Below are 20,072 nucleotides of genomic sequence, written 5' to 3'. Positions count from 1 at the left end.
CAATCTTTACAGCAGGGGTGCCAGATAATTTGCCCAGCGGGTCACCGCTTCCGGGTTGCGCAGCAGGTCGTTGCGCACTTCGATCAAGACCGACTCCAGACCACGGGCATCGCCGTGCACCGGCACGGTCATGTCGCCCAGCGGGTCGATCTTGTACGGCTGGTTGCCGGCGACTTTCAGCGGATGCCGGTCGAGACCGTCGAGCAGGCGCTGGGCGTATGCCTTGGACTGACCGAACAGCACGCCGACTTCCAGTTCCCGTGGCTGGCCGTAGTACACCGGGGTGAAACTGTGAATCCCCACCACCCGCACTGGCCGGCCATCGGCCAGGCGCTCGTCGATCAGTTGTTGCAGCCGGGTGTGAAACGGCTTGAACAGGCACTGGCGACGGTATTCGCGGGTGGCTTCATCGAGCTCGCGATTGCCCGGCACCTGATAGATCTCGCTCTGCGCCGGAATGCTGTCCGGGGCATGTCGGGGCCGGTTGAGGTCGATCAACAGTCGCGAATAATTGGCGCTCAGCAGCGTGGCGCCGATCTTTTCCGACAGTTGCTCGGCCAGCTCCAGCGCACCGATGTCCCAGGCAATGTGTTCACGCGCAGCCGTGTCATCCAGGCCCAGATTGTTCAGGGCGTCGGGGATGTAACGGCTGGCGTGCTCGCACACCAGGATCAGTGGATGCGACGAGTTTTCGCGGATCAGGTTGTAGACCGGTCGGGTGTACAACCCAAGCTCGGCGGATTCAGTACAGGCGTGCATAGTGCTCACACAGGTCAGCGGGCGAGAGCTGTTCCGTCAGCGCCAGTTCCTCGGTTTTAAGGGCGAAATATGTGTCGAGCAACGGTGCCGGCAGCGCTGCCATCAGCGCTTCGCTGCGACGCAGGCATTCCAGTGCCTGAGCCAAAGAGGCGGGCAGGGCAACGATGCCCCGCGCCTCGCGTTGTTCGTCGTTGAGTGAATCGGGGATTTCATCGGTGATCGCGTTCAGCGCCAGACGCTGTTCGATGCCCAGGCGTCCGGCGATCAGCAGCGCAGCCATCGCCAGGTGCGGCGAAGCGGTGGCGTCCATGGCGCGGAATTCCAGGTTGTACTGCTTTGCCACGGGTTTGTTGCCCAGGCTCACGGTCGGGCAGATGCGCAGCGCCGCTTCGCGGTTCTGTTGCCCGAGGCAGGCGTAGGACGCGCTCCAGTGGTGCGGCTGCAAACGTTCATATGAGACCGGCGTCGGTGCGGTGAACGCACACAGCGCCGGCAAGTAATGCAGCACGCCCGCCGCCCAGTGCTGGCCGAGGGTCGACAAGCCATTGCTGGTGCCGGCGTCGTACAGCATCGGCTGACCGGCCAGGTCGAGCAGGCTGACATGCAGGTGCACGCCGTTGCACACCGCTTCAGCAGCGGTCTTCGGCGCAAAACTCAAATCCAGGCCCATCTGCCGGGCAATTTCCCGGGTGATCTCGCGTACATTCACCGCGCGATCCGCCGCCGCCACGCCGAGGGTCGGGCGGCAGGTGATTTCGTATTGATGCTTGCCGTATTCGGGCAGGAACATTTCCGGCTCGACGCCGCCGGCGCGCAACGCGCTGAGCAGCCAGCCGCCGAACTCGGCGCCCTGGCGTTGTGCTTCGAGAGAGAAGGCCAGGTGTTCGGCAAACCCTGCGTGCAGGTTGAATTCGTGTTCGAACGCGGCGTTGACCTGCAGACCGAGCTGGTCGCGATACCGCTCGATTTCATCGCGCAGCAGCGTGCGCGGGCAGGCGCCCCACGGGCGGCCGTCGGTTTCGCGGATGTCGCCGTGGATGAAATCCAGCGCCGGGGCGGCGGTGTCCGGGCCGTTGCCGACGGTGACGCGGCTGGCCAGATCGGGAATCAACCGCAGATCGCCATAGGCGCCCCACGGATTGCTCGACGCGATGATGTCCTGCGGCGTCAACGCGCTGTTGGCCGGCACCCAGCCGCAACCGGCCGCTTGATAGTGTTCCAGCTCATCGCTGGGAAACGAGCGGCCACGGGTGATACCGATCAGGTCGGTAGTGACGATGGTGGTCATCGGCAACGGCGACAGGCGTTCGCTCATGGCTGCATCTCCTGCAACCGGCCGAGTACGGTGTCGGTGTCGGTGATCCAGCAGTAGCCCTTGATCGCGTTCAGGCACGCGTCGTGGCGTGCTTCGGTGTAGGTCGCGCAGGCGTCCGCCACCAGTGTCACCAGATAACCCCGGTCGGCGGCGTCGCGCACGGCCATGTCCACGCACTGGTCGGTGACGATGCCGGCGATGATCAGGTGCCGGGTTTCCAGATTGCGCAGCACGTAGTCGATGTTGGTCGAGTTGAAGACACCGGAAGAAGTCTTCGGCAGCACGATTTCGTTTTCCGCCGGGGTCAGTTCGGCGATGACCTGTGCCTGCGGGCTGCCCTTGGGCAGGTGCATGTCCGACAGTTTGTGGTCCAGCGAGCGGTCGCGACCGTCGGCGGTGAGGCTTTCGATCAGGGTGTGCAGCACGTTCTGCTGTGCGTCGCGGAAGGCGTTGAGCAGGCGCACCTGATTCGGCACCACTTGCGAGCGCGTGCGGTTGAGGAAGTAGGCGGCGTCCGGGCCTTCGAGGTGCGGGTCGAACTGCGGCTCAAGCCAGGCACGCTGCATGTCCACCAGTAACAGCGCGGTGTGGTCGGTGACAAACGGCAGGTCCCGCGGCGAGCGGTGGGGAAGGCTGAACATCCTTATTTATCCTCCAGCAGGTGGGTGTCGAAGTCGTTGCGCAGGGCGTCGATGCCTTCCAGGCGATCGGCCAGGTCCGGGCTGCGCAGGGTCAGGCAAGCGATCAGTGCTTCAACCTGGGCCAGCGCCGGGACCATGGTGTCGAACGGCGATGCCGACTCCACCGGGGCGCTGATGATCATGTCGGCCAGCTCGCGCAGCGGCGAGGCATAGATGTCGGTGAACAGCACGACGCGAGCGTTGTTGTTCTTCGCGGCAGTGGCCACGCGCAGGGCCTGGGTCTGGTAGCGGCGATAGTCGAACACCAGCACCACGTCCTGGCGCTGCAGGTCGAACAGACGATCCGGCAATTGCGCGTTGTCCTCCAGCGCAAAGCAACCGGGGCGCAGCAGACGCAAATGATTGAGCAGGTAAGTGGCCATCAGGCTGCTGAAGCGCCCGCCGAAGCAGTAGATCTGGTGGCGCGTATCGAGCAGCCATTGCGCGAGAATCCGCACGTCTTCGGGTTGGGTCAGGGCCTGGGTTTCGGCCAGCAGATTGTGACTGTGGGCCAGATAGTGGCTCCAGGCATCGTCCTGATTCAGGTTCGAACGCGGTTGCAACAGCGTGCGCGGCGAGCGCAGGCGATGGTCCATGTCGCTGAGCAGGGCGTCCTGGAATTCGGCGTAACCGCCAAAACCGAGTTTTTTTACCAGACGCACGATGGTCGGATCGCTGACGCCGGCGTGTTCGGCCAGACGCGCCATCGGGCCGAGCCCGTTGCGCGGGTACTGATCGAGCAAGGCCCGGACGACTTTGCGCTCTGATGGCGTAAGGTCCAGGCCGGGATCAGTAATCAGGTCTCTGAGAGGGGGCATCCGGGCTCCTGCTGGATGGGGTGTTGGATTCGCTTCACAATCCGTTAAAACAGTATTTATGTAACTCACGCTACATGTCTAGTGAATTTTCCAGGCAATTATTTCAGCCCCAAAATGGGGCGAGATGCCCGTGTAACAAGGGCTACACGTCTATCGATCGATCTTGTAGTCCATTGCCCATTGTTGTGTCAGACATTGCCGCTTTGTTTTGACAGGGCGATTGAAGGGCTTCCCCGGAATCGCCCGGTTTACGGCACAATTGCCGTCCTGTCGGCACGTTGCCGGGTGTTTTTTACCTTCTGACCGAGTGACTGATTGTGCAAGCCACCCGTTTGACCTTGATCTGTCACGCCAGAACCGTCGCACAAAAATTGGCGCGTTTTCCTACGAACGAAGCTGTTGAAGAAAGCGCTGTAGCGTCTGACTCGCTGGCCGCTCGGTTCGAGAGGCCGCGCCGTTTGATCTGTGGCCCGGAATTGCGCACGCGTCAGACTGCCGCATGGTTCGGTCACGATGCCCAGGTGGATGAAGCACTGCGCGATTGCGACTGGGGCCGTTGGCAGGGGCAGTCGATCAAAGACCTGCAGCGAGATGAACCGGAAGCCCTGCAAGCCTGGTTCGAAGATCCCGGCGCCGCGCCCCATGGCGGGGAATCGGTGGTGCAACTCGGCGAGCGAGTGGCCGCATGGCTGACGACCCTGCAAACCACGCAGGGTCATGTCGTGGCCGTCACGCATCCGTTCATCATTCGAGCGGCGCTGATGCAGGTCATGCAAGGCCAGGCTTTCCATAGCATCGATGTCGAGCCGCTGGCGGTGGTCGAGTTGAGTTTCTTCGGGCGCTGGCGGCTACGCTTGTCCGGCATCGACCTTGAAGGAGACCGTACATGAAACGCTTGCTGGTCATCGGCATTGGCGCCGGCAACCCCGACTACATCACGATGCAGGCGGTGAAGGCGCTGAATCAGGTGGACGTGTTTTTCCTCATGGACAAGGGCCAGAGCAAGGACAAGCTGATCGACCTGCGGCGCGAAATCTGTGAGCGCTACATCACCGATCGTACCTACCGTTTCGCCGAAGCCCACAGCCCGGAGCGCGAGCGCGGCGATGTGGACTACAGCGCTAGCGTCGATGATCTGAACCGCGCCAAGCAGCAAACCTTCGAGCACCTGATCAATGACGAATTGGCTGACGGGCAGTGCGGCGGTTTTCTGGTGTGGGGCGACCCGGCGCTGTACGACAGTACGATTCGCATCCTTCAGGCAATCCTGGCCTCAGGACAATGCGCGTTCGAATTCGACGTGATCCCCGGCATCACCAGCGTTCAGGCCCTGGCAGCGCAGCACAAGGTGCCGCTGAACACCATCGGCCGCTCGATTGAAATCACCACCGGCCGGCGTCTGGCGGCGGGGCAGGTGAGTGATACCGACAGTCTGGTGGTGATGCTCGACGCCGAAGACTCCTACCATCAAGTGGCGGATCAGCAGACGGAGATCTACTGGGGCGCCTACCTCGGCACGCCGGACGAAATCCTCATCAGCGGCCGGCTCAAGGATGTCGCGGATGAGATCGAGCGGGTGCGCAAGGCTGCGCGGGCCGAGCATGGTTGGATCATGGACACTTATCTGTTGCGCAAGCCTTGACCTCACGACCAAAGCGCTCGCGATACACCGATGGCGGCACTCCGACCACGCTGCGAAACGCGACGCGAAAGCTTTCCACCGAACGATAACCGCAGCGCTGGGCGATCTGATCAGTGTTCTGCGGTGTGCTTTCCAGCAGCTCTCGGGCTCGGGCCAAGCGCTCGTGTTGCAGCCAGGCCTTGGGTGACTGGCCGCTGGCTTCCGTGAATTTGCGCAGGAAGGTGCGTTCGCTCATCGCCGCTTCGCTGGCCAGATCACGCACTTCCAGTGGTTCGTGCAGGCGTTCGCGGGCCCACTGCATCACGCGCGACAGATCGCTGCGCGGGGTCGGGCTGACCGGGGTGGGAATGAATTGCGCCTGACCGCCGGTGCGTTGCGGCGACATCACCAGCCGTCGCGCTACCGAATTGGCCACCTGAGTGCCGAAGTCCCGCGCCACCAGATGCAGGCAGGCGTCGATCCCGGCCGCGCTGCCGGCCGAGGTGATCAACTGGCCGGAATCGACGTAAAGCACATCCGGATCGACATCGATGGCCGGGAAGCGCTCGGCCAGCTCCGAGGTGTAGCGCCAGTGGGTGGTCGCGCCGTGCCCGTCGAGCAGGCCGCTGGCGGCCAAAACAAAGACGCCTGAACAGATCGACAGCAACCGAGCGCCGCGTGAATGGGCATTGCGCAATGCTTCGAGCAAGGCTTCCGGCACCGGCGCACTGCGGTCGCGCCAGCCGGGAATGATGATGGTGCGAGCCTCCGCCAGCAGCTCCAGCCCACCATCGGCCAGCACCTGAATCCCGCCCATGGCGCGCATCGGGCCTTGATCCACCGCTGCAATGCAGTGCGCGTACCACGGGAAATCGAACTCCGGCCGGGCCAGGCCGAAGATCTCCACGGCGATGCCGAACTCGAACGTACAGAGGCCGTCGTAGGCCAGGATCGCGACCAATCCAGGTGATTCAGGCATTTGGCGGAAACTTCCCGGTGAGTGTCTTGTGCGCCACTGTAGCGGCAAGCGGCAGCTCGATAAAGTCTGTTCATCCCTTCACAGACGTAGGAGCAACACAACATGCCTAGCCTGGTTCGCGAAATTCCTGCCGCCCCGTCGGCGATTGCCCTGATGCACTTCAGCAACCGTCTGACCTTCGAAACCGATTGTTCCGACGTCTTCAGCAGCCAGGAAGCCGGTGAGATCGATTTCGTGCTGGTGGACGTGCGCGGGCCGCTGGCCTTCGAGCGCGGCCACGTACCGGGGGCGATCAATATTCCGGGGCGTTTGCTGACAGCCGAAAGGCTGGCGGATTACCCAACATCCACGCTGTTCGTGGTGTATTGCGCCGGTCCCCACTGCAACGGCGCCAACAAGGCAGCGGTGAAACTGGCGGCGCTGGGTTATCCGGTCAAGGAGATGATCGGCGGGGTCACCGGCTGGCTCGATGAAGGCTTCGAATTGAGTGTCGCGGCACCGCGAGCGGCGACCCATCCGATTGCCTGTGATTGCTGATATTCAGTGAGTTGCCGCCCTCGGCGGCAACTTTTATCGGCTTTGTCCTACAACCCTTGCACCGCTCTGGCGCACACTTTTCCCACGTGATGGCACTCGCCGATTTTCTATAAGTATTTGTCGCTTAAACACAATTTGCCCCGTGCGCGCCGCCATAGACTGCCGGCCACTTCGGTTTCTTTGCGCTCCATAGCCCAAGGCCGAACCTGACAATCGAAAGCTGCCAATAAAAGCCTCCGCACACGGGAGTAATAAATGAAAAAGCTGGTTATGTTCGGTGCCCTGGCACTGTCGATGTTGTCCCTGACCGCCGTGGCCGAAGACGCCAAACCGATCCGTATCGGTATCGAAGCCGGTTACCCGCCATTCTCGATGAAAACCCCTGACGGCAAACTGGCCGGTTTCGACGTGGACATCGGCGATGCGCTGTGTGAGCAGATGAAAGTCAAATGCACCTGGGTCGAGCAAGAGTTCGACGGCCTGATCCCGGCGCTGAAAGTGAAGAAGATCGACGCGATCCTGTCCTCGATGACCATCACTGACGATCGCAAGAAAAACGTCGATTTCACCATCAAGTACTATCACACCCCGGCGCGCTTCGTGATGAAGGCAGGCTCCGGCGTGAAAGATCCGCTGACCGAACTCAAAGGCAAGAAAGTCGGCGTGCTGCGCGCCAGTACCCACGACCGCTACGCCACCGAAGTGCTGGTGCCGGCCGGGATCGAACTGGTGCGTTACGGCTCGCAGCAGGAAGCTAACCTCGACATGGTCTCCGGTCGTATCGACGCGATGCTGGCCGACTCGGTCAACCTGAGCGACGGCTTCCTGAAAACCGACGCCGGCAAAGGCTTCGAATTCGTCGGCCCGACCTACGAAGACGCCAAATACTTCGGCGGCGGCGCCGGTATTGCCGTGCGTAAAGGCGATACCGAGCTGGCGGAAAAATTCAACACTGCCATCAACGAAATCCGCGCCAACGGCAAGTACAAGCAAGTGCAGGACAAGTACTTCGACTTTGACGTGTACGGCCATTAATACGCCGTAGAAAAAAGTGGCCCCGTTGACGCGGTGGCCACTTTTTTTTCGCCTGTGATTTATCCTGTCAGCACATTTTCAATGCAGTCACTGTGCAGCAGCGACTACAGAATTTCCGGAGTTCCCCATGCAACGCATCGATCATGTACTGCCCTGGAGCCACTTGGGCAGCGAACGCTCCCTCAGCGTGTTCCGTTACGGCGCCGGCCCGCGCAAGGTCTACATCCAGGCCAGCCTGCACGCTGATGAACTGCCGGGCATGCGCACCGCGTGGGAACTGAAAAAACGCCTGGCCGAGCTGGAAACCAACGGCCAGTTGCAGGGCGTGATCGAACTGGTGCCGGTGGCCAACCCCATCGGCCTCGATCAGCACCTGCAAGGCAGTCACATGGGCCGTTTCGAACTGGCGAGCGGCAAGAATTTCAACCGCTCCTTCGTCGAACTCAGCGCCCCGGTGGCCGAGCGCATCGGCGATCAGTTGGGCAGCGATGCCCTGGCCAACATCGGCTTGATTCGCCAGACCATGGGCCAGGTACTCGACGAGCTGCCGGCCCCGGCCTCGCAACTGGAAGCGCTGCACCGTCTGCTGCTGCGCCACGCGTGCGATGCCGATGTCACGCTGGACCTGCATTGCGATTTCGACGCCGCGATCCACATTTACGCGCTGCCGCAACACTGGCCGCAATGGCAATCCCTCGCTGCACGTCTGAAGGCTGGCGTGGCGCTGTTGTGTGAAGACTCCGGCGGCAGTTCGTTTGATGAATCGTGCTCCACGCCGTGGTTACGCCTAGCGCGAATGTTCCCGGCGGCGGCGATCCTGCCGGCCAACCTCGCCACCACCCTGGAACTGGGCAGCATGGGCGACACCCGCGTCGATCAGGCCCAGGCCAATTGCGAAGCGATTCTGGGTTTCCTCGCCGAACAGGGCTTCATCAGCGGCGAATGGCCGAAGGCGCCAGACGAATGCTGCGAAGGCATGCCGTTCGAAGGCACCGAATACCTGTTCGCCCCGCACCATGGCGTGGTGAGTTTCCTGCGTAATGCCGGTGAATGGGTCGAGCGCGGTGATGCGTTGTTCGAAGTGGTCGATCCGTTGAAAGATCGCGTGACCACCGTGCGTGCCGGCACCAGCGGCGTGTTGTTTGCCATCGACCGTGGACGCTACACCCAGCCGGGTACCTGGCAGGCGAAAGTGGCGGGGCGCGAGCCGATTCGGGCGGGCAAGTTGATCAACGACTGAGGCCCCCCCATCTTCCGGATCACAGTGTTAGGCTCTGCCCCGAACCCTGCACTGTGTGAAGGAAGGCTTATGTTGAAGGTGTTTGCTCTGTTGACCCTCCTGGCGTCCAGCGCCGCCCATGCTCAAACCTCGCTGCAAACCGATCTGCCGCTCAACTACCTGGCCCAGGTTCACCCGGATGCCGAACAGCGTCCGCTGGTGCTTTTCCTGCACGGCTACGGCAGTAACGAAGCCGATCTGATCGGCATGAAATTTCAGCTGCCCAAGCAGTACAACTACCTGTCGGTGCAGGCGCCGATGGCGTTGGGGGAAGGGCGTTTCCAGTGGTTTCGCAAGAAAGGCGACGGTGCCTACAACGGCGAGACCGATGATCTGAAGATCGCCAGCCAGAAGCTGCGAGCCTTTATCGCCGCAGCCGCGCAGAAATATCACGCCCGACCGGACAAGGTGTACCTGATCGGTTTCAGCCAGGGCGCGATGATGACGTATGAGGTGGGCCTACGGCAGCCAGCGGCGGTCGGTGGTATTGCCGCGTTGAGTGGGCGAGTGTTGCCGGTGCTCAAGGGGGAGCTGAAGTCAGGGCAACAACATCCGCCGCTGGAAATCTTCATCGGCCACGGCACGGCGGATGACCGGGTGCCTTACAGTGGCGCCATCGCAGCCAAAGAGCTGCTGGAGAAGCTGGATTACAAACCGGCGTTCCATGCCTATCCCGGCGTCGGCCACAGCATCAGCGCGGCCGAGCTTCGGGACTTGAACGACTGGTTGCAGCAACTCAACCCTTGAGGATCATTTTTCGCTGAGGATGTTTTTTACCAGCGCATCGTGACCGCTCTTGTCGCTGGCCCGGGAAATCACCTGGACCAGCGCCATGTGCGTGCCGGAGCCCGCGATCAGCGTGGTGTTAAGGGTCTGGCCGCCACCTTGGGTCGCGGTGCTGTCGACTTGGCGCAGGCCCAGGCCGTTGCCTTTCTGTGTCAGGCTCTTTTCGCTGAGTTTGTTGAAGTCCGGCAGCGCCTTGCGCTGGGCTTCGATGAAATCGGACACGGTGCCGTCGAGGAACGCGCTGTCGTTATCCTTGACGTTGTTGCCTTCGGGAATCTGGTTTTCGGCGGTAATGACCACCGTCTTGGTCGCGTCGTTGGTGAACATCGTGCCCTTGGCACCGGTCGGGCCGGCCGGCAGCGGGTCACCGACAAAGCCTTTGGGCAGGACAAAACGGAGCTTGCCTTCGAGCATCGAGACTTTCTCGGTGACAGCCTTCTCTTTGGCTTTGGCTGCCTGAGCATTCAGGGCGCCGAAACCGGCCACCGCCGCCAGCAACAGGACGACGGCTTTCTTGCTAAGCAATGACATTCGAATCTCCGAGGGATGGTCGCGCTTGGGCGGCGATCATCCCATGCGGGTTAGTCGCACTCCAGTACGGATTGTCCGACTCCTCTGAAAATTGATGTTCAACTCATTTACCCGTTTGTCGGAACTGGTATTTCTTACAGGTGTGCGGCACGAGGCAGCTTGGTAACAATGATCCCGCAAATCTCAACTTCACGTATTAGAAAGGAAACTAGACATGACTACTGAAAAAATTTCGAATGTGGAAATTTTGTTCAAGCGGGGCAACGAATATGAATCCGATGTATTCAAAGTCTCAGGTCTGGGACCTGAGGGCGGTCGAGGCGATTTCGGGATGGCGAAGATTTATTACAAGGACAGAGTCAACTGGATTCCGTTTGCCAGCTGTCAAGTCGGCGCTTATGACCATGGTGCTCCAGCCATGATTGAGGATGTCAGGAAGACCGCTGAGTTTCCCCGCGGATATCACGACGTCACAGTTGCGTTGGATAAAGACGGACCGACTGGCAAGTCCGCTTCGGTTCCACAGTCAGTCGATTTCCAATAAGGGCTCAAGTTGTCTCTGAAAGGGACTTGGGTAAAAGATTTCAAGTACCTTTCATTGTTGATCGCAATGCAAGCTGTTTGGTGACTACCAGCATTGCCAATGACGTTGCCACACCGATTGCAAACCCTGACCAGCCAAACGTCGGCAAGGCAATCGCCAACACCAGACAAAACGCCGAAAACGAATACATCCCCGTCGCCGTCGCTCGCAACAACGCAGCGGTAAACGCCGGGCCGCGCGTCTGCTGGGAAAACACCGCCATCACGCTGCCCAGCACCGGAAATACCGCGAGCAATCCGCTCCAACGCTCGCCGACCGTGCTGGCCAGCATCGTCACTACCAGCGTCAACGCCGCGCCGGCAATCATCCGCCAGATCAGTTTGTCCGACTTCGGTGCTGGCCCACTGACCACCGGTTGAACCTTGGGAAACAGGTACGGCGCAGCAAGAAGGGCGGTTGCAGCCGCAGCCACCGAGAACGGTAGCGACGCCGGAATCAGCGACAGGATCAATGCCAGCAAGGCCCAGACCGACAAAGACACAACCAGCGCCAACGGCCAGTTCGCCCGCTGCGCCACCTGCGCATACGTGACGCAAAACGCGATCATCGCAAACATGGCCGACAACGCCGCGACCGCCGATTGCGCGGCAAACGCCGGCCCTTGCTCGATGGCGAGGAAGAACAGGATCGGCCCGACCACCACCGGCAACCCCGACAGCCACCCGGCCACACTGGGCCCCCAACGCTTGCCGGCCAGGGAAATCAGCAGCAGAAAACCGGGAATCAGCAGCAGTTTGAGGATCAGCACGCAGGTGTCTCCATCGGGTCAATGAGGGCCACGTTAGCATTGTCGTTAATGGATTGCTGCATATGTATGCAAAACATGTATACAAAGTGCTGAGCGGGATAGCCAACTATGCTCTGACTATCAGGGTTTACCGGAGTCGATGCCGCGATGAGCAGAACACCGAAGGTGTTGCGTGGATGCTGCGGAATCGGTTTGTGGGCACTGTTGCTGACGCCGACCTGGGCCAGTTGGCAGGACGCGGTGCCCGGCGCGCAAATCATTGGCACCGGCGATTTCAGCGTGTTCGGTTTCGACATTTATAACGCCCGGTTGTGGAGTGCCGCGCGCCCGCTGGCCGATGGACAGCCCTTCGCCCTGGAATTGATCTACCGGCGCAATGTGTCTCGCGAAGATCTGGTGAAGGCCAGCGTCGATGAGATCAAGCGCCTGGCCGGATCCTCCATCAGCCCGGCGCAACTGGCACTGTGGCAGGCCCAGATGCAGCAATCGTTCGTCGACGTTCAGGCCGGCACGCGGATTACCGGGGTGTACTTGCCGGGGCAGGGTGCACGGTTCTTCGTGGGGCAGCAGTTGCAGCACGAGATCGACGATCCGCTGTTCGCCCGGGCGTTTTTCGACATCTGGCTTGATCCCCGCACACGCAGTCCCGAGTTGCGTCAGCAATTGCTCGGCACTGCCAAACCCTGAGCGCAGCACGTCTGCTCTTGGGCACGCCGACTGAAACGTCTAAGCTGCGCCTTTCGACTTGTTTCTGGATGTGTGCGTGAAATTCAGTTTGCCCAAAATCGCCACGGCGCCGTTCTGCCCGCCGGAAGTGGCCGGCAGTGTCCCGGTGGATCCGAATGCCTCGTTCTTCAAACGCGTGCTGCGCTTTGCCGGCCCCGGTTTGCTGGTGTCGATCGGCTACATGGATCCGGGCAACTGGGCCACCGCCATCGAGGCCGGTTCGCGCTTCGGTTACAGCCTGTTGTTTGTGGTGTTGCTGGCGAGTCTGGCGGGCATGGTCGTGCAATGCCTGTGTTCGCGGCTGGGCATCGCCACCGGGCGCGACTTGGCGCAACTCTCCCGCGAGCGCTACAGCACCCCGACGGCGCGGCTGCAATGGGTGCTGGCGGAAATCTCGATCATCGCCACCGACCTTGCGGAAGTGCTTGGCTGCGCGCTGGCGTTCCACCTGCTGCTGGGTTGTTCACTGACGTTCGGCATCGCCCTGACCGCATTCGATACGTTGCTCGTGCTGGCCTTGCAAAATCGCGGCTTTCGGCGGCTGGAAGCGATCATGCTGGTGCTGGTGGGCACCATCGGCGTGTGCTTTTTCGTTGAACTGCTGCTGATCAAACCGTACTGGCCGGACGTCGCCCAGGGCTTCAAACCGTCGTTGTCGGCCATCAGCGATGCGGCGCCGCTGTACCTGGCTATCGGCATCCTTGGTGCGACGGTAATGCCGCACAACTTGTACCTGCACACCTCGATCGTGCAGACGCGGCTGATCGGCCAGGACCTGGCGAGCAAGCAGGATGCAGTGAACCTGGCGCGCATCGATACCATTGGCTCACTGGCGCTGGCGTTGCTGGTCAACGCGGCGATCCTGATTCTTGCGGCGGCAGCCTTTCATCAAACCGGGCATTCCGACGTGGTGGACATCCAGGACGCCTACCACTTGCTCGATCCGCTGGTGGGCGGCGCGCTGGCCAGTGTGTTGTTCGGCGTGGCGCTGCTGGCGTCGGGGCAGAGTTCGACCTTCACCGGCACCATCGCCGGGCAAGTGATCATGGAAGGCTACCTGAACCTGCGGATTCCCTGCTGGCAGCGGCGCCTCATTACCCGTGGGCTGGCACTGATTCCGGCGTTCATCGGCGTGTGGCTGATGGGCGATGGCGCGGTGGGCAAGTTGCTGGTACTGAGCCAGGTGGTGTTGAGCCTGCAACTGCCGTTTGCCCTGTATCCGTTGATCCGCATGACCAACGACAAACAGCTGATGGGGCCGTTTGTGAATCGCTTGCCGACGCGGGCTCTGGCTTGGGGACTGTTTGTGGTGATCAGCGGCGCCAATGCCTGGCTGATTCTGCAACTGGCCGCCTAGCGGCCGAAGGCATCCACCACAAAATCAATGAACACCCGGGTCTTGGCCGGCATCAAGGTGCGGCTCGGGTAGTACAGCGATATCGCCCCGGCGTCGCACTGCCAGTCGGGCAACAGCCGCACCAGTTCACCGCGCTCGATCTGCACGCTGACATCGGGCAGCACCACCATTGTTATCCCGAGTCCCAGCAGCGCAGCCTTGCGCATGGCCATTGGATCGTTGAGCACGATGTTCGGGTTGAGCAGGGCGCTGGCCTGTTCGCCGGCGCCGTTGTGCATCTGCCATTGGCGAATGCGCCCGGTGCGCAGGCCGCGCATGACAATGCCCTGGTGGTCGGCGAGGTCTGTCGGATGCCGGGGCAGGGTGCGTCCGGCCAGATACGCCGGAGAGGCCACTGCCAGTATTTCAGCGGACGCCAGTCGCCGGGAAATCACGCCGGGCGTCAGCTCGAACCCGCCACCAATCGCCACGTCATAACCCTCGGCGATCAAATCCACCTGACGATTCTCGAAGTGCCATTCCGGGCGAATCAACGGATAGCGCGCTAGAAACGCCGGCAGCAGCGGCAGCATGTGATCGATGCCGAACGTCGGCGGCAGGCTGATCTTGAGCACACCCGCCGGCTCGCCGCGCTCGGTCGCCACCGTCGCAATCGCTGCCTGCAAGGCGTCGAGGTTGCCGCCGATGCTCGCCAGAAAACCTTCACCGGCCTCGGTCAGCGACAGCTTGCGGGTCGAGCGCTGAAACAGCCGAACGCCGAGGTTGCGTTCAAGAATCGCCACGTTGCGGCTGACCGCTGCCGGTGTCAGCGCCAGCAACCGTGCGGCGGCGGAGAAGCTGCCGGTCTCGGCGCTGCGGACGAAGGATTCAAGATTGGCGAGGGTTTCCATGGTTTCGACCTGATAGCGATGCTTGAAGATCATTCAAGGCATTACCGGCTAATCAAGTGGGAATGGCAAGCGCAAGATTGGTTTCGAGTCTTACCCAACTTTCTGGAGAACACCATGAGCACTATCGGAATCATCGGCGCTGGCGCCATCGGTTCAGCGTTTGCCAAAGCCTTGTCGCGTCAGGGCATCCCGTTGGTCATCGCCAACAGTCGCGGGCCGGAGACCTTGTCCGGACTGGTCGCAGAGCTCGGCCCGACCGCCCGCGCCGTTACCCGTGAAGAAGCCGCTGCCCAGGACATCGTGCTGGTCGCAGTGAACTGGTCGAAACTGCCGACGGCGCTGGCCGGGTTGCCGGATTTCGGCGGGCGGATCGTCATCGACGCCAACAACTCGATTGAAGCGCCGTCGTTCAAACCAGTGGATTTACAGGGGCGGCCGTCCAGCGAAGTGTTCGCTGAATGGGTGCCTGGGGCGCGGGTGGTCAAGGCGTTCAACCATCTGCTGGCGCGTTTGCTGGAAGCGGATCCGGCGTCGGAGGGTGGCAAGCGCGTGTTGTTTCTGTCCGGGGATGATGCGCAGGCCAAGGCTGAAGTGGGCGCGCTGATCGATCAGCTTGGTTTCTTCGGGATCGACCTGGGCGAGTTGAGCGTGGGCGCGCGACTGGTGCAATTCCCGGGCGGGCCGTTGCCGGTGCTGAATCTGGTGAAGTTCGCCTGACGGCCGGGCAAAAAAATACCCGGTGCGACGTGAGTCGTACCGGGTTTGTTGCCAACAGGCAGTGGATGTCGTGGATCCGCCGCCCGCTGTTGAACCTCTTTTGCGCTTAAGCGCGTTCCAGCGCCAGGGCCACGCCTTGACCGCCGCCGATGCACAGGGTCGCCAGACCCTTTTTCGCATCACGCTTGATCATTTCGTGCAGCAGGGTCACCAGCACACGGCAGCCCGATGCACCGATCGGGTGACCGAGGGCGATGGCGCCGCCATTGACGTTGACCTTGTCCAGATCCCATTGCAGATCTTTGGCCACTGCCAGCGATTGTGCGGCGAAGGCTTCGTTGGCTTCGATCAGGTCGAGCTGGCCGATGCTCCAGCCGGCCTTGTCCAGGCAACGGCGGGTGGCCGACACCGGGCCGATGCCCATGATCGCCGGGTCGACGCCGGCATTGGCGTAAGCGGCGATTTTCGCCAGTACCGGCAGGCCCAGGGCCTTGGCTTTTTCGGCGCTCATCAGAATGACCGCAGCCGCGCCGTCGTTCAGCGACGAAGCGTTGCCGGCGGTGACGCTGCCGTCCTTCTTGAAGGCCGGACGCAGTTTGGCCAGGGATTCGGCGGTGGTGTCGCCGCGTGGCTGCTCGTCGACCTTGAACGCCACCGGATCGCCTTTGCGCTGCGGGATCAGGATCGGGGTGATTTCATCGACAAAACGGCCGACCTCGATGGCGGCTGCTGCTTTCTGCTGCGATGCAGCGGCGAAGGCGTCCTGCTGCTCACGGCTGATTTCGTACTTCTCGACCAGGTTTTCGGCGGTGATGCCCATGTGGTAGTCGTTGAACGCGTCCCACAGGCCATCGCTGATCATGGTGTCGACGATTTGCGCGTGACCCATGCGCAGACCGGTGCGTGCGCCCGGCATCACATAGTTGGCCAGGCTCATATTTTCCTGGCCGCCGGCGATGATCACGTCCGCATCGCCGCAACGGATCGCCTGGGCGCCGAGGTGCAGGGCCTTGAGGCCCGAGCCGCAGACCTTGTTCAGGGTCATGGCGGGTACGGCGTGGGGCAGGCCGGCCTTGATCGCCGACTGGCGCGCCGGGTTCTGGCCGGCGCCGGCGGTCAGCACCTGGCCCATGATCACTTCATCGACCTGAGCACCGTCCAGACCGGTCTGCTCAAGCAACTGGCGGATGACCGCTGCGCCCAGATCCACGGCGGAGACGGTGGCCAGCGATCCCTGGAAACTGCCGATCGCGGTACGCGTGGCGGCAACAATGACGACGTCTTGCATTTTCGAATTCCTCACTCGGCAGCGAACTGCATTTCCGGTACGTGATCCGGGACGATCAGTTTACCAGCGGTTTTGGCGACGATTTCCTCGACGCTGACGCCAGGTGCGCGTTCCTTGAGGACAAAAGCGCCATTTTCGATTTCCAGGTACGCCAGGTCAGTCAGCACGCGCTTGATGCAACCGGCGCCGGTCAGCGGCAGGCTGCATTGGCTCAGCAACTTGGACTCACCGTCCTTGGACGCGTGGGTCATGATGACGATGATGTTGTCGGCACCGGCCACCAGGTCCATCGCGCCGCCCATGCCCTTGACCAGTTTGCCGGGGATCATCCACGAGGCGATGTTGCCTTGCACGTCCACTTCGAAGGCGCCCAGCACGGTCAGGTCGACGTGGCCGCCGCGGATCATCGCGAAGGACTCGGCGGAGCTGAAGATCGATGCGCCGATACGCGCAGTCACGGTTTGTTTGCCGGCGTTGATCATGTCGGCATCGATGGTGTCTTCAGTCGGAAACGGGCCCATGCCGAGCAGGCCGTTTTCCGATTGCAGCATGACTTCCATGCCTTCGGGGATGTAGTTGGCGACCAGGGTCGGGATGCCGATGCCGAGGTTCACGTAGTAGCCGTCCTGCATTTCGCGGGCGACGCGTTGAGCCATTTGTTCGCGGGAAAGTGCCATGTTCTTGTTCTCCGTCAGCCTGGATTATTTGCGGATGGTGCGTTGTTCGATACGTTTTTCGAACGTGCCGCAAATGACCCGGTCGACGTAGATGCCGGGCGTGTGGATGTGTGCCGGATCCAGTTCGCCGGGTTCGACGATTTCTTCGACTTCGACCACGGTGATCTTGCCGGCGGTGGCGGCCAGCGGGTTGAAGTTCTGGGCGGTGTGGCGGTAGATGACGTTGCCGAAGTGGTCGGCTTTCCAGCCTTTGACGATGGCGAAGTCACCGGTGATGGACTCTTCCATCAGGTACTTGCGACCGTGGAACTCACGCACTTCCTTGCCTTCGGCGACCGGGGTGCCGACGCCGGTGGCGGTGAAAAACGCAGGGATGCCGGCACCGCCTGCGCGCATTTTTTCGGCGAGGGTGCCTTGCGGGGTCAGGACGACTTCGATGTCGCCTTTGAGCAGTTGCTCTTCGAACAGTTTGTTTTCGCCCACGTAGGAGGCGACCACTTTTCTGATCTGGCGATCGGTCAGCAGCACGCCGAGGCCGAAACCATCGACGCCGCAGTTGTTGGAGACGACGGTGAGGTCGCGGGTGCCTTTGCGCTTGATCTCGGCGATCAGGTTTTCCGGAATGCCGCACAGGCCGAAGCCGCCGGCGATCACGGTCATGCCGTCTTCAAGGCCTGCCATGGCTTCCTCGTAGGAATACACGCGCTTGTCGAAACCTGCCATATGCACCTCTTTTATTGTTTGTCGGGCGGCTGGCTAGCCGAATGGTTGGAGTGTCTCGCCGGGGGATATATTTGTTAAGTTGATTTTTAAGGTTGATTGATTGATAAAGCTCATCAAATGACCACCCTTTGTTTTGATCGTTCCCACGCTCCTGCGTGGGAACGCAGCCCGTGACGCTCCGCGTCACTGGACGCAGAGCGTCCCCGGAGGCATTCCCACGCAGAGCGTGGGAACGATCAAAATGCTGATATGGAAGCATAGCGTTATGACCATCAAGCAGATGCGCGCCTTTCTCGCCGTGGCCCAGAGCCTGAGCTTTGCCGTGGCCTGTGAGCGTCTGCACCTGTCGCAATCGGCGCTGAGCCTCACCATCAAGGCGCTGGAGGAGGGGCTGGGCGGGCGTCTGTTCAGCCGCAATACGCGCAACGTGGCGCTGACCCCTGAAGGGGAATCGCTGCTGCCGCTGGCCCGGCGTCTGATCGCCGACTGGGACAACGCCGAAGACGAAATGCGCCAGCGCTTCAGCCTGCAACGGGGGCGAGTGACGCTGGCGGCGATGCCGTCGTTTGCCGGCAACCTGCTGCCGCCGATCCTCAAGACCTTCCGTGCGCGCTATCCGAACGTCAACGTGACGGTCAACGACGTGATCAACGAGCAAGTGCTGGAAATGGTCCGCGATCGTCAGGTCGAACTCGGCGTGGCGTTCGAGCCGATGCAGAACACGTCGCTGACCTTCACGCCGCTTTACAGGGATCGCTTCGTCGCGGTGGTGCCACAGGATTCGCCGCTGGCCCAGCGCACCGACATCGACTGGCAGACCTTGCTGCAGGAACCGTTCATTACCCTGCAACGACCGTCCACGGTGCGGGTAATGCTTGAGGAACACTTGCAGGCCCGGGGCATGAAACTGCCGGTGGAGTTTGAAAGCCATCAACTGGCGACGGTCGGGCGAATGGTCGCCAGCGGGCTGGGTGTCAGTGCGGTGCCGGCGTTGTGCGCCGAGCAGATGCGTGAGCTGGGCGCGCGGTGTCTCACGTTGCATGAACCGGTGGTGGAGCGGGCGATTGGCGTGTTGACGGATTCCGGGAATGAGTTGTCGGCGGCGGCGCAGGCGCTTTTTGACATTCTCAAGGCTGAACACTGACCTTCGGAGGTCACGAAGTCAGGCGTTGTGTCAGAAGTGGCAATAGCTGTTCGCAGGACGCTTCAATCTTCAAATCCAGCAACTCATCCGCTCGCGTCTTCCCCAGGTTGATCGCAATCAGCGGCTTGCCCCGATCCGCAATCACCCGGCACAGGCGAAACGCCGAATACGCCATCAACGACGAGCCAACCACCAGCATCCCGGCCGCATTTTCCGCTGCCGCCATGGCCCGAGCCGCCGTCGGTTGCGCCACGTTCTCGCCAAAAAACACCACGTCCGGCTTCATCCGTTCGCCTTCGCAATGCGGACAATGCGGCACCTGGAAACGTGCCTCGAAGGCCGGGTCGAGCAGGGTATCGCCGTCCGGCGCCTGCACGGCGTCGACACCCGCCAGGTACGGGTTCTGCGTTTCCATCAATTGCTGAATCGAGTCCCGCTCGCTGCGCTGACCGCAATCCAGGCACAACACCCGATGCAGGCTGCCGTGCAGTTCGATGACGTCGTGGCTGCCGGCCTGATCGTGCAAGGTGTCGACATTCTGGGTGATCAGGCCGCCGATCCGGCCGTGGCTTTGCAGGCTGGCCAGTGCTTCATGAGCCGCGTTCGGTTGCGCCTGACGCACACGGGGCCAGCCGAGCATCGCCCGGGCCCAGTAGCGGCGGCGTGATTCGGGTGCCGACAGAAACTCCTGATACATCATCGGCTGTCGGCCCCGGCGCACGCCGTTGGTATCGCGGTAGTCCGGGATGCCCGACGGCGTGCTGATCCCGGCGCCGGTCAGCACCACGAAATCGCCGTCGGCCATGGCCTGTTGCAGGTAATCGAGATGTTCGTGGAGGGGGCGGTCGAGCATGGTCA

Annotated in this window: 23 protein-coding genes; 11 read left to right on the top strand and 12 right to left on the bottom strand. The window is 61.7% G+C overall.

Going from position 1 to position 20,072, the window contains the following annotated elements:
• Window positions 1-6: 6 nt before the first annotated feature.
• From AC07N4_RS12950 to AC07N4_RS12935, 4 genes are read right to left on the bottom strand one after another with little or no spacing between them, the layout of a single operon-like run.
• Window positions 7-759: an N-formylglutamate amidohydrolase gene (locus AC07N4_RS12950; protein ID WP_493066070.1), complete on the bottom strand. Its 753-nt coding sequence runs from the start codon at window positions 757-759 to the stop codon at window positions 7-9.
• Window positions 743-2,074: a type I glutamate--ammonia ligase gene (locus AC07N4_RS12945; protein ID WP_493066071.1), complete on the bottom strand. Its 1,332-nt coding sequence runs from the start codon at window positions 2,072-2,074 to the stop codon at window positions 743-745. The genes AC07N4_RS12950 and AC07N4_RS12945 overlap by 17 nt, the downstream gene beginning before the upstream one ends.
• Entirely contained in the window at window positions 2,071-2,715 is a 645-nt protein-coding gene (locus tag AC07N4_RS12940; RefSeq protein WP_493066072.1) for a cysteine hydrolase family protein, read from the bottom strand. The genes AC07N4_RS12945 and AC07N4_RS12940 overlap by 4 nt, the downstream gene beginning before the upstream one ends.
• 2 nt (window positions 2,716-2,717) lie before the next feature.
• A complete protein-coding gene (locus AC07N4_RS12935) occupies window positions 2,718-3,572 on the bottom strand; it encodes a MurR/RpiR family transcriptional regulator (RefSeq protein WP_493066073.1) in 855 nt (284 codons plus the stop codon).
• A 317-nt stretch (window positions 3,573-3,889) separates the two neighbouring features.
• On the opposite strand from AC07N4_RS12935, the gene AC07N4_RS12930 reads away from it, so the two are divergent.
• Both AC07N4_RS12930 and cobF read left to right on the top strand, forming a co-directional pair.
• Window positions 3,890-4,462, top strand: coding sequence for a histidine phosphatase family protein (locus tag AC07N4_RS12930; RefSeq protein WP_493066074.1), 573 nt, complete (start codon window positions 3,890-3,892; stop codon window positions 4,460-4,462).
• A complete protein-coding gene (gene cobF / locus AC07N4_RS12925) occupies window positions 4,459-5,214 on the top strand; it encodes a precorrin-6A synthase (deacetylating) (protein ID WP_493066075.1) in 756 nt (251 codons plus the stop codon). Before AC07N4_RS12930 ends, cobF begins: the two co-directional genes overlap by 4 nt.
• Here the strand turns inward: cobF and ftrA are convergent.
• Entirely contained in the window at window positions 5,183-6,172 is a 990-nt protein-coding gene (gene ftrA, locus AC07N4_RS12920) for a transcriptional regulator FtrA (protein ID WP_493066076.1), read from the bottom strand. The two genes, cobF and ftrA, sit on opposite strands and share 32 nt — an antisense overlap.
• Before the next feature lie 102 nt (window positions 6,173-6,274).
• Here ftrA and AC07N4_RS12915 point away from each other — a divergent pair, with 102 nt between their 5' ends.
• The 4 genes from AC07N4_RS12915 to AC07N4_RS12900 all read left to right on the top strand — a co-directional run bounded on the left by AC07N4_RS12915 (window position 6,275) and on the right by AC07N4_RS12900 (window position 9,770).
• Complete coding sequence (locus AC07N4_RS12915) at window positions 6,275-6,709, top strand: rhodanese-like domain-containing protein (RefSeq protein ID WP_096822899.1); 435 nt, start codon at window positions 6,275-6,277, stop codon at window positions 6,707-6,709.
• A 255-nt stretch (window positions 6,710-6,964) separates the two neighbouring features.
• Complete coding sequence (locus AC07N4_RS12910) at window positions 6,965-7,744, top strand: ABC transporter substrate-binding protein (protein WP_011333505.1); 780 nt, start codon at window positions 6,965-6,967, stop codon at window positions 7,742-7,744.
• A 127-nt stretch (window positions 7,745-7,871) separates the two neighbouring features.
• Window positions 7,872-8,984 carry a succinylglutamate desuccinylase/aspartoacylase family protein gene (locus AC07N4_RS12905; RefSeq protein WP_493066077.1) on the top strand — a complete coding sequence of 371 codons (1,113 nt, stop codon included), beginning with the start codon at window positions 7,872-7,874 and terminating at the stop codon, window positions 8,982-8,984.
• A gap of 69 nt (window positions 8,985-9,053) precedes the next feature.
• A complete protein-coding gene (locus tag AC07N4_RS12900; RefSeq protein WP_493066078.1) occupies window positions 9,054-9,770 on the top strand; it encodes an alpha/beta hydrolase in 717 nt (238 codons plus the stop codon).
• 3 nt (window positions 9,771-9,773) lie between these two features.
• Here the strand turns inward: AC07N4_RS12900 and AC07N4_RS12895 are convergent, their stop codons facing one another.
• Window positions 9,774-10,340 carry a DcrB/PsbP domain-containing protein gene (locus tag AC07N4_RS12895; protein WP_493066079.1) on the bottom strand — a complete coding sequence of 189 codons (567 nt, stop codon included), beginning with the start codon at window positions 10,338-10,340 and terminating at the stop codon, window positions 9,774-9,776.
• 214 nt (window positions 10,341-10,554) lie between these two features.
• Here AC07N4_RS12895 and AC07N4_RS12890 point away from each other — a divergent pair, with 214 nt between their 5' ends.
• On the top strand, window positions 10,555-10,884 hold the full coding sequence (locus AC07N4_RS12890; protein ID WP_493066080.1) for a hypothetical protein: 330 nt from the start codon (window positions 10,555-10,557) through the stop codon (window positions 10,882-10,884).
• 40 nt (window positions 10,885-10,924) lie between these two features.
• Here the strand turns inward: AC07N4_RS12890 and AC07N4_RS12885 are convergent, their stop codons facing one another.
• Window positions 10,925-11,692 (bottom strand): hypothetical protein, encoded by a 768-nt coding sequence (locus AC07N4_RS12885; protein WP_493066081.1) that lies wholly within the window; start codon window positions 11,690-11,692, stop codon window positions 10,925-10,927.
• Window positions 11,693-11,839: 147 nt separating this feature from the next.
• Between AC07N4_RS12885 and AC07N4_RS12880 the strand changes: the two genes are divergently transcribed.
• Together AC07N4_RS12880 and AC07N4_RS12875 are read left to right on the top strand one after the other, a co-directional pair.
• Complete coding sequence (locus AC07N4_RS12880; RefSeq protein ID WP_096822894.1) at window positions 11,840-12,379, top strand: chalcone isomerase family protein; 540 nt, start codon at window positions 11,840-11,842, stop codon at window positions 12,377-12,379.
• Window positions 12,380-12,455: 76 nt separating this feature from the next.
• Window positions 12,456-13,775, top strand: a complete 1,320-nt coding sequence (locus tag AC07N4_RS12875) for an Nramp family divalent metal transporter (protein ID WP_102619580.1) — start codon at window positions 12,456-12,458, stop codon at window positions 13,773-13,775.
• Here AC07N4_RS12875 and AC07N4_RS12870 read toward each other — a convergent pair.
• Window positions 13,772-14,665 (bottom strand): LysR family transcriptional regulator, encoded by an 894-nt coding sequence (locus AC07N4_RS12870; RefSeq protein ID WP_102619618.1) that lies wholly within the window; start codon window positions 14,663-14,665, stop codon window positions 13,772-13,774. The two genes, AC07N4_RS12875 and AC07N4_RS12870, sit on opposite strands and share 4 nt — an antisense overlap.
• Window positions 14,666-14,683: 18 nt before the next feature.
• Between AC07N4_RS12870 and AC07N4_RS12865 the strand changes: the two genes are divergently transcribed.
• A complete protein-coding gene (locus AC07N4_RS12865; protein WP_493066082.1) occupies window positions 14,684-15,382 on the top strand; it encodes an NADPH-dependent F420 reductase in 699 nt (232 codons plus the stop codon).
• A 106-nt stretch (window positions 15,383-15,488) separates the two neighbouring features.
• On the opposite strand, the gene AC07N4_RS12860 is transcribed toward AC07N4_RS12865, so the two are convergent.
• The 3 genes from AC07N4_RS12860 to AC07N4_RS12850 are packed head-to-tail and all read right to left on the bottom strand — an operon-like array spanning window position 15,489 to window position 18,070.
• The gene (locus AC07N4_RS12860) at window positions 15,489-16,670 is read right to left on the bottom strand and encodes an acetyl-CoA C-acetyltransferase (RefSeq protein ID WP_493066083.1); all 1,182 of its coding nucleotides are present in this window, start codon (window positions 16,668-16,670) and stop codon (window positions 15,489-15,491) included.
• Between the two features lie 11 nt (window positions 16,671-16,681).
• On the bottom strand, window positions 16,682-17,347 hold the full coding sequence (locus AC07N4_RS12855) for a CoA transferase subunit B (protein WP_085648845.1): 666 nt from the start codon (window positions 17,345-17,347) through the stop codon (window positions 16,682-16,684).
• 24 nt (window positions 17,348-17,371) lie between these two features.
• The gene (locus AC07N4_RS12850) at window positions 17,372-18,070 is read right to left on the bottom strand and encodes a CoA transferase subunit A (protein WP_085698663.1); all 699 of its coding nucleotides are present in this window, start codon (window positions 18,068-18,070) and stop codon (window positions 17,372-17,374) included.
• 265 nt (window positions 18,071-18,335) lie between these two features.
• On the opposite strand from AC07N4_RS12850, the gene AC07N4_RS12845 reads away from it, so the two are divergent.
• The gene (locus AC07N4_RS12845; protein WP_096822891.1) at window positions 18,336-19,214 is read left to right on the top strand and encodes a LysR family transcriptional regulator; all 879 of its coding nucleotides are present in this window, start codon (window positions 18,336-18,338) and stop codon (window positions 19,212-19,214) included.
• Window positions 19,215-19,224: 10 nt separating this feature from the next.
• Here AC07N4_RS12845 and AC07N4_RS12840 read toward each other — a convergent pair whose 3' ends face one another.
• A complete protein-coding gene (locus AC07N4_RS12840; protein ID WP_096822890.1) occupies window positions 19,225-20,067 on the bottom strand; it encodes an NAD-dependent protein deacetylase in 843 nt (280 codons plus the stop codon).
• Between the last annotated feature and the right edge of the window lie 5 nt (window positions 20,068-20,072).

Source organism: Pseudomonas sp. GW821-FHT09E04, assembly GCF_059416185.1.
This window is presented reverse-complemented; position numbering and strand designations above follow the sequence as displayed.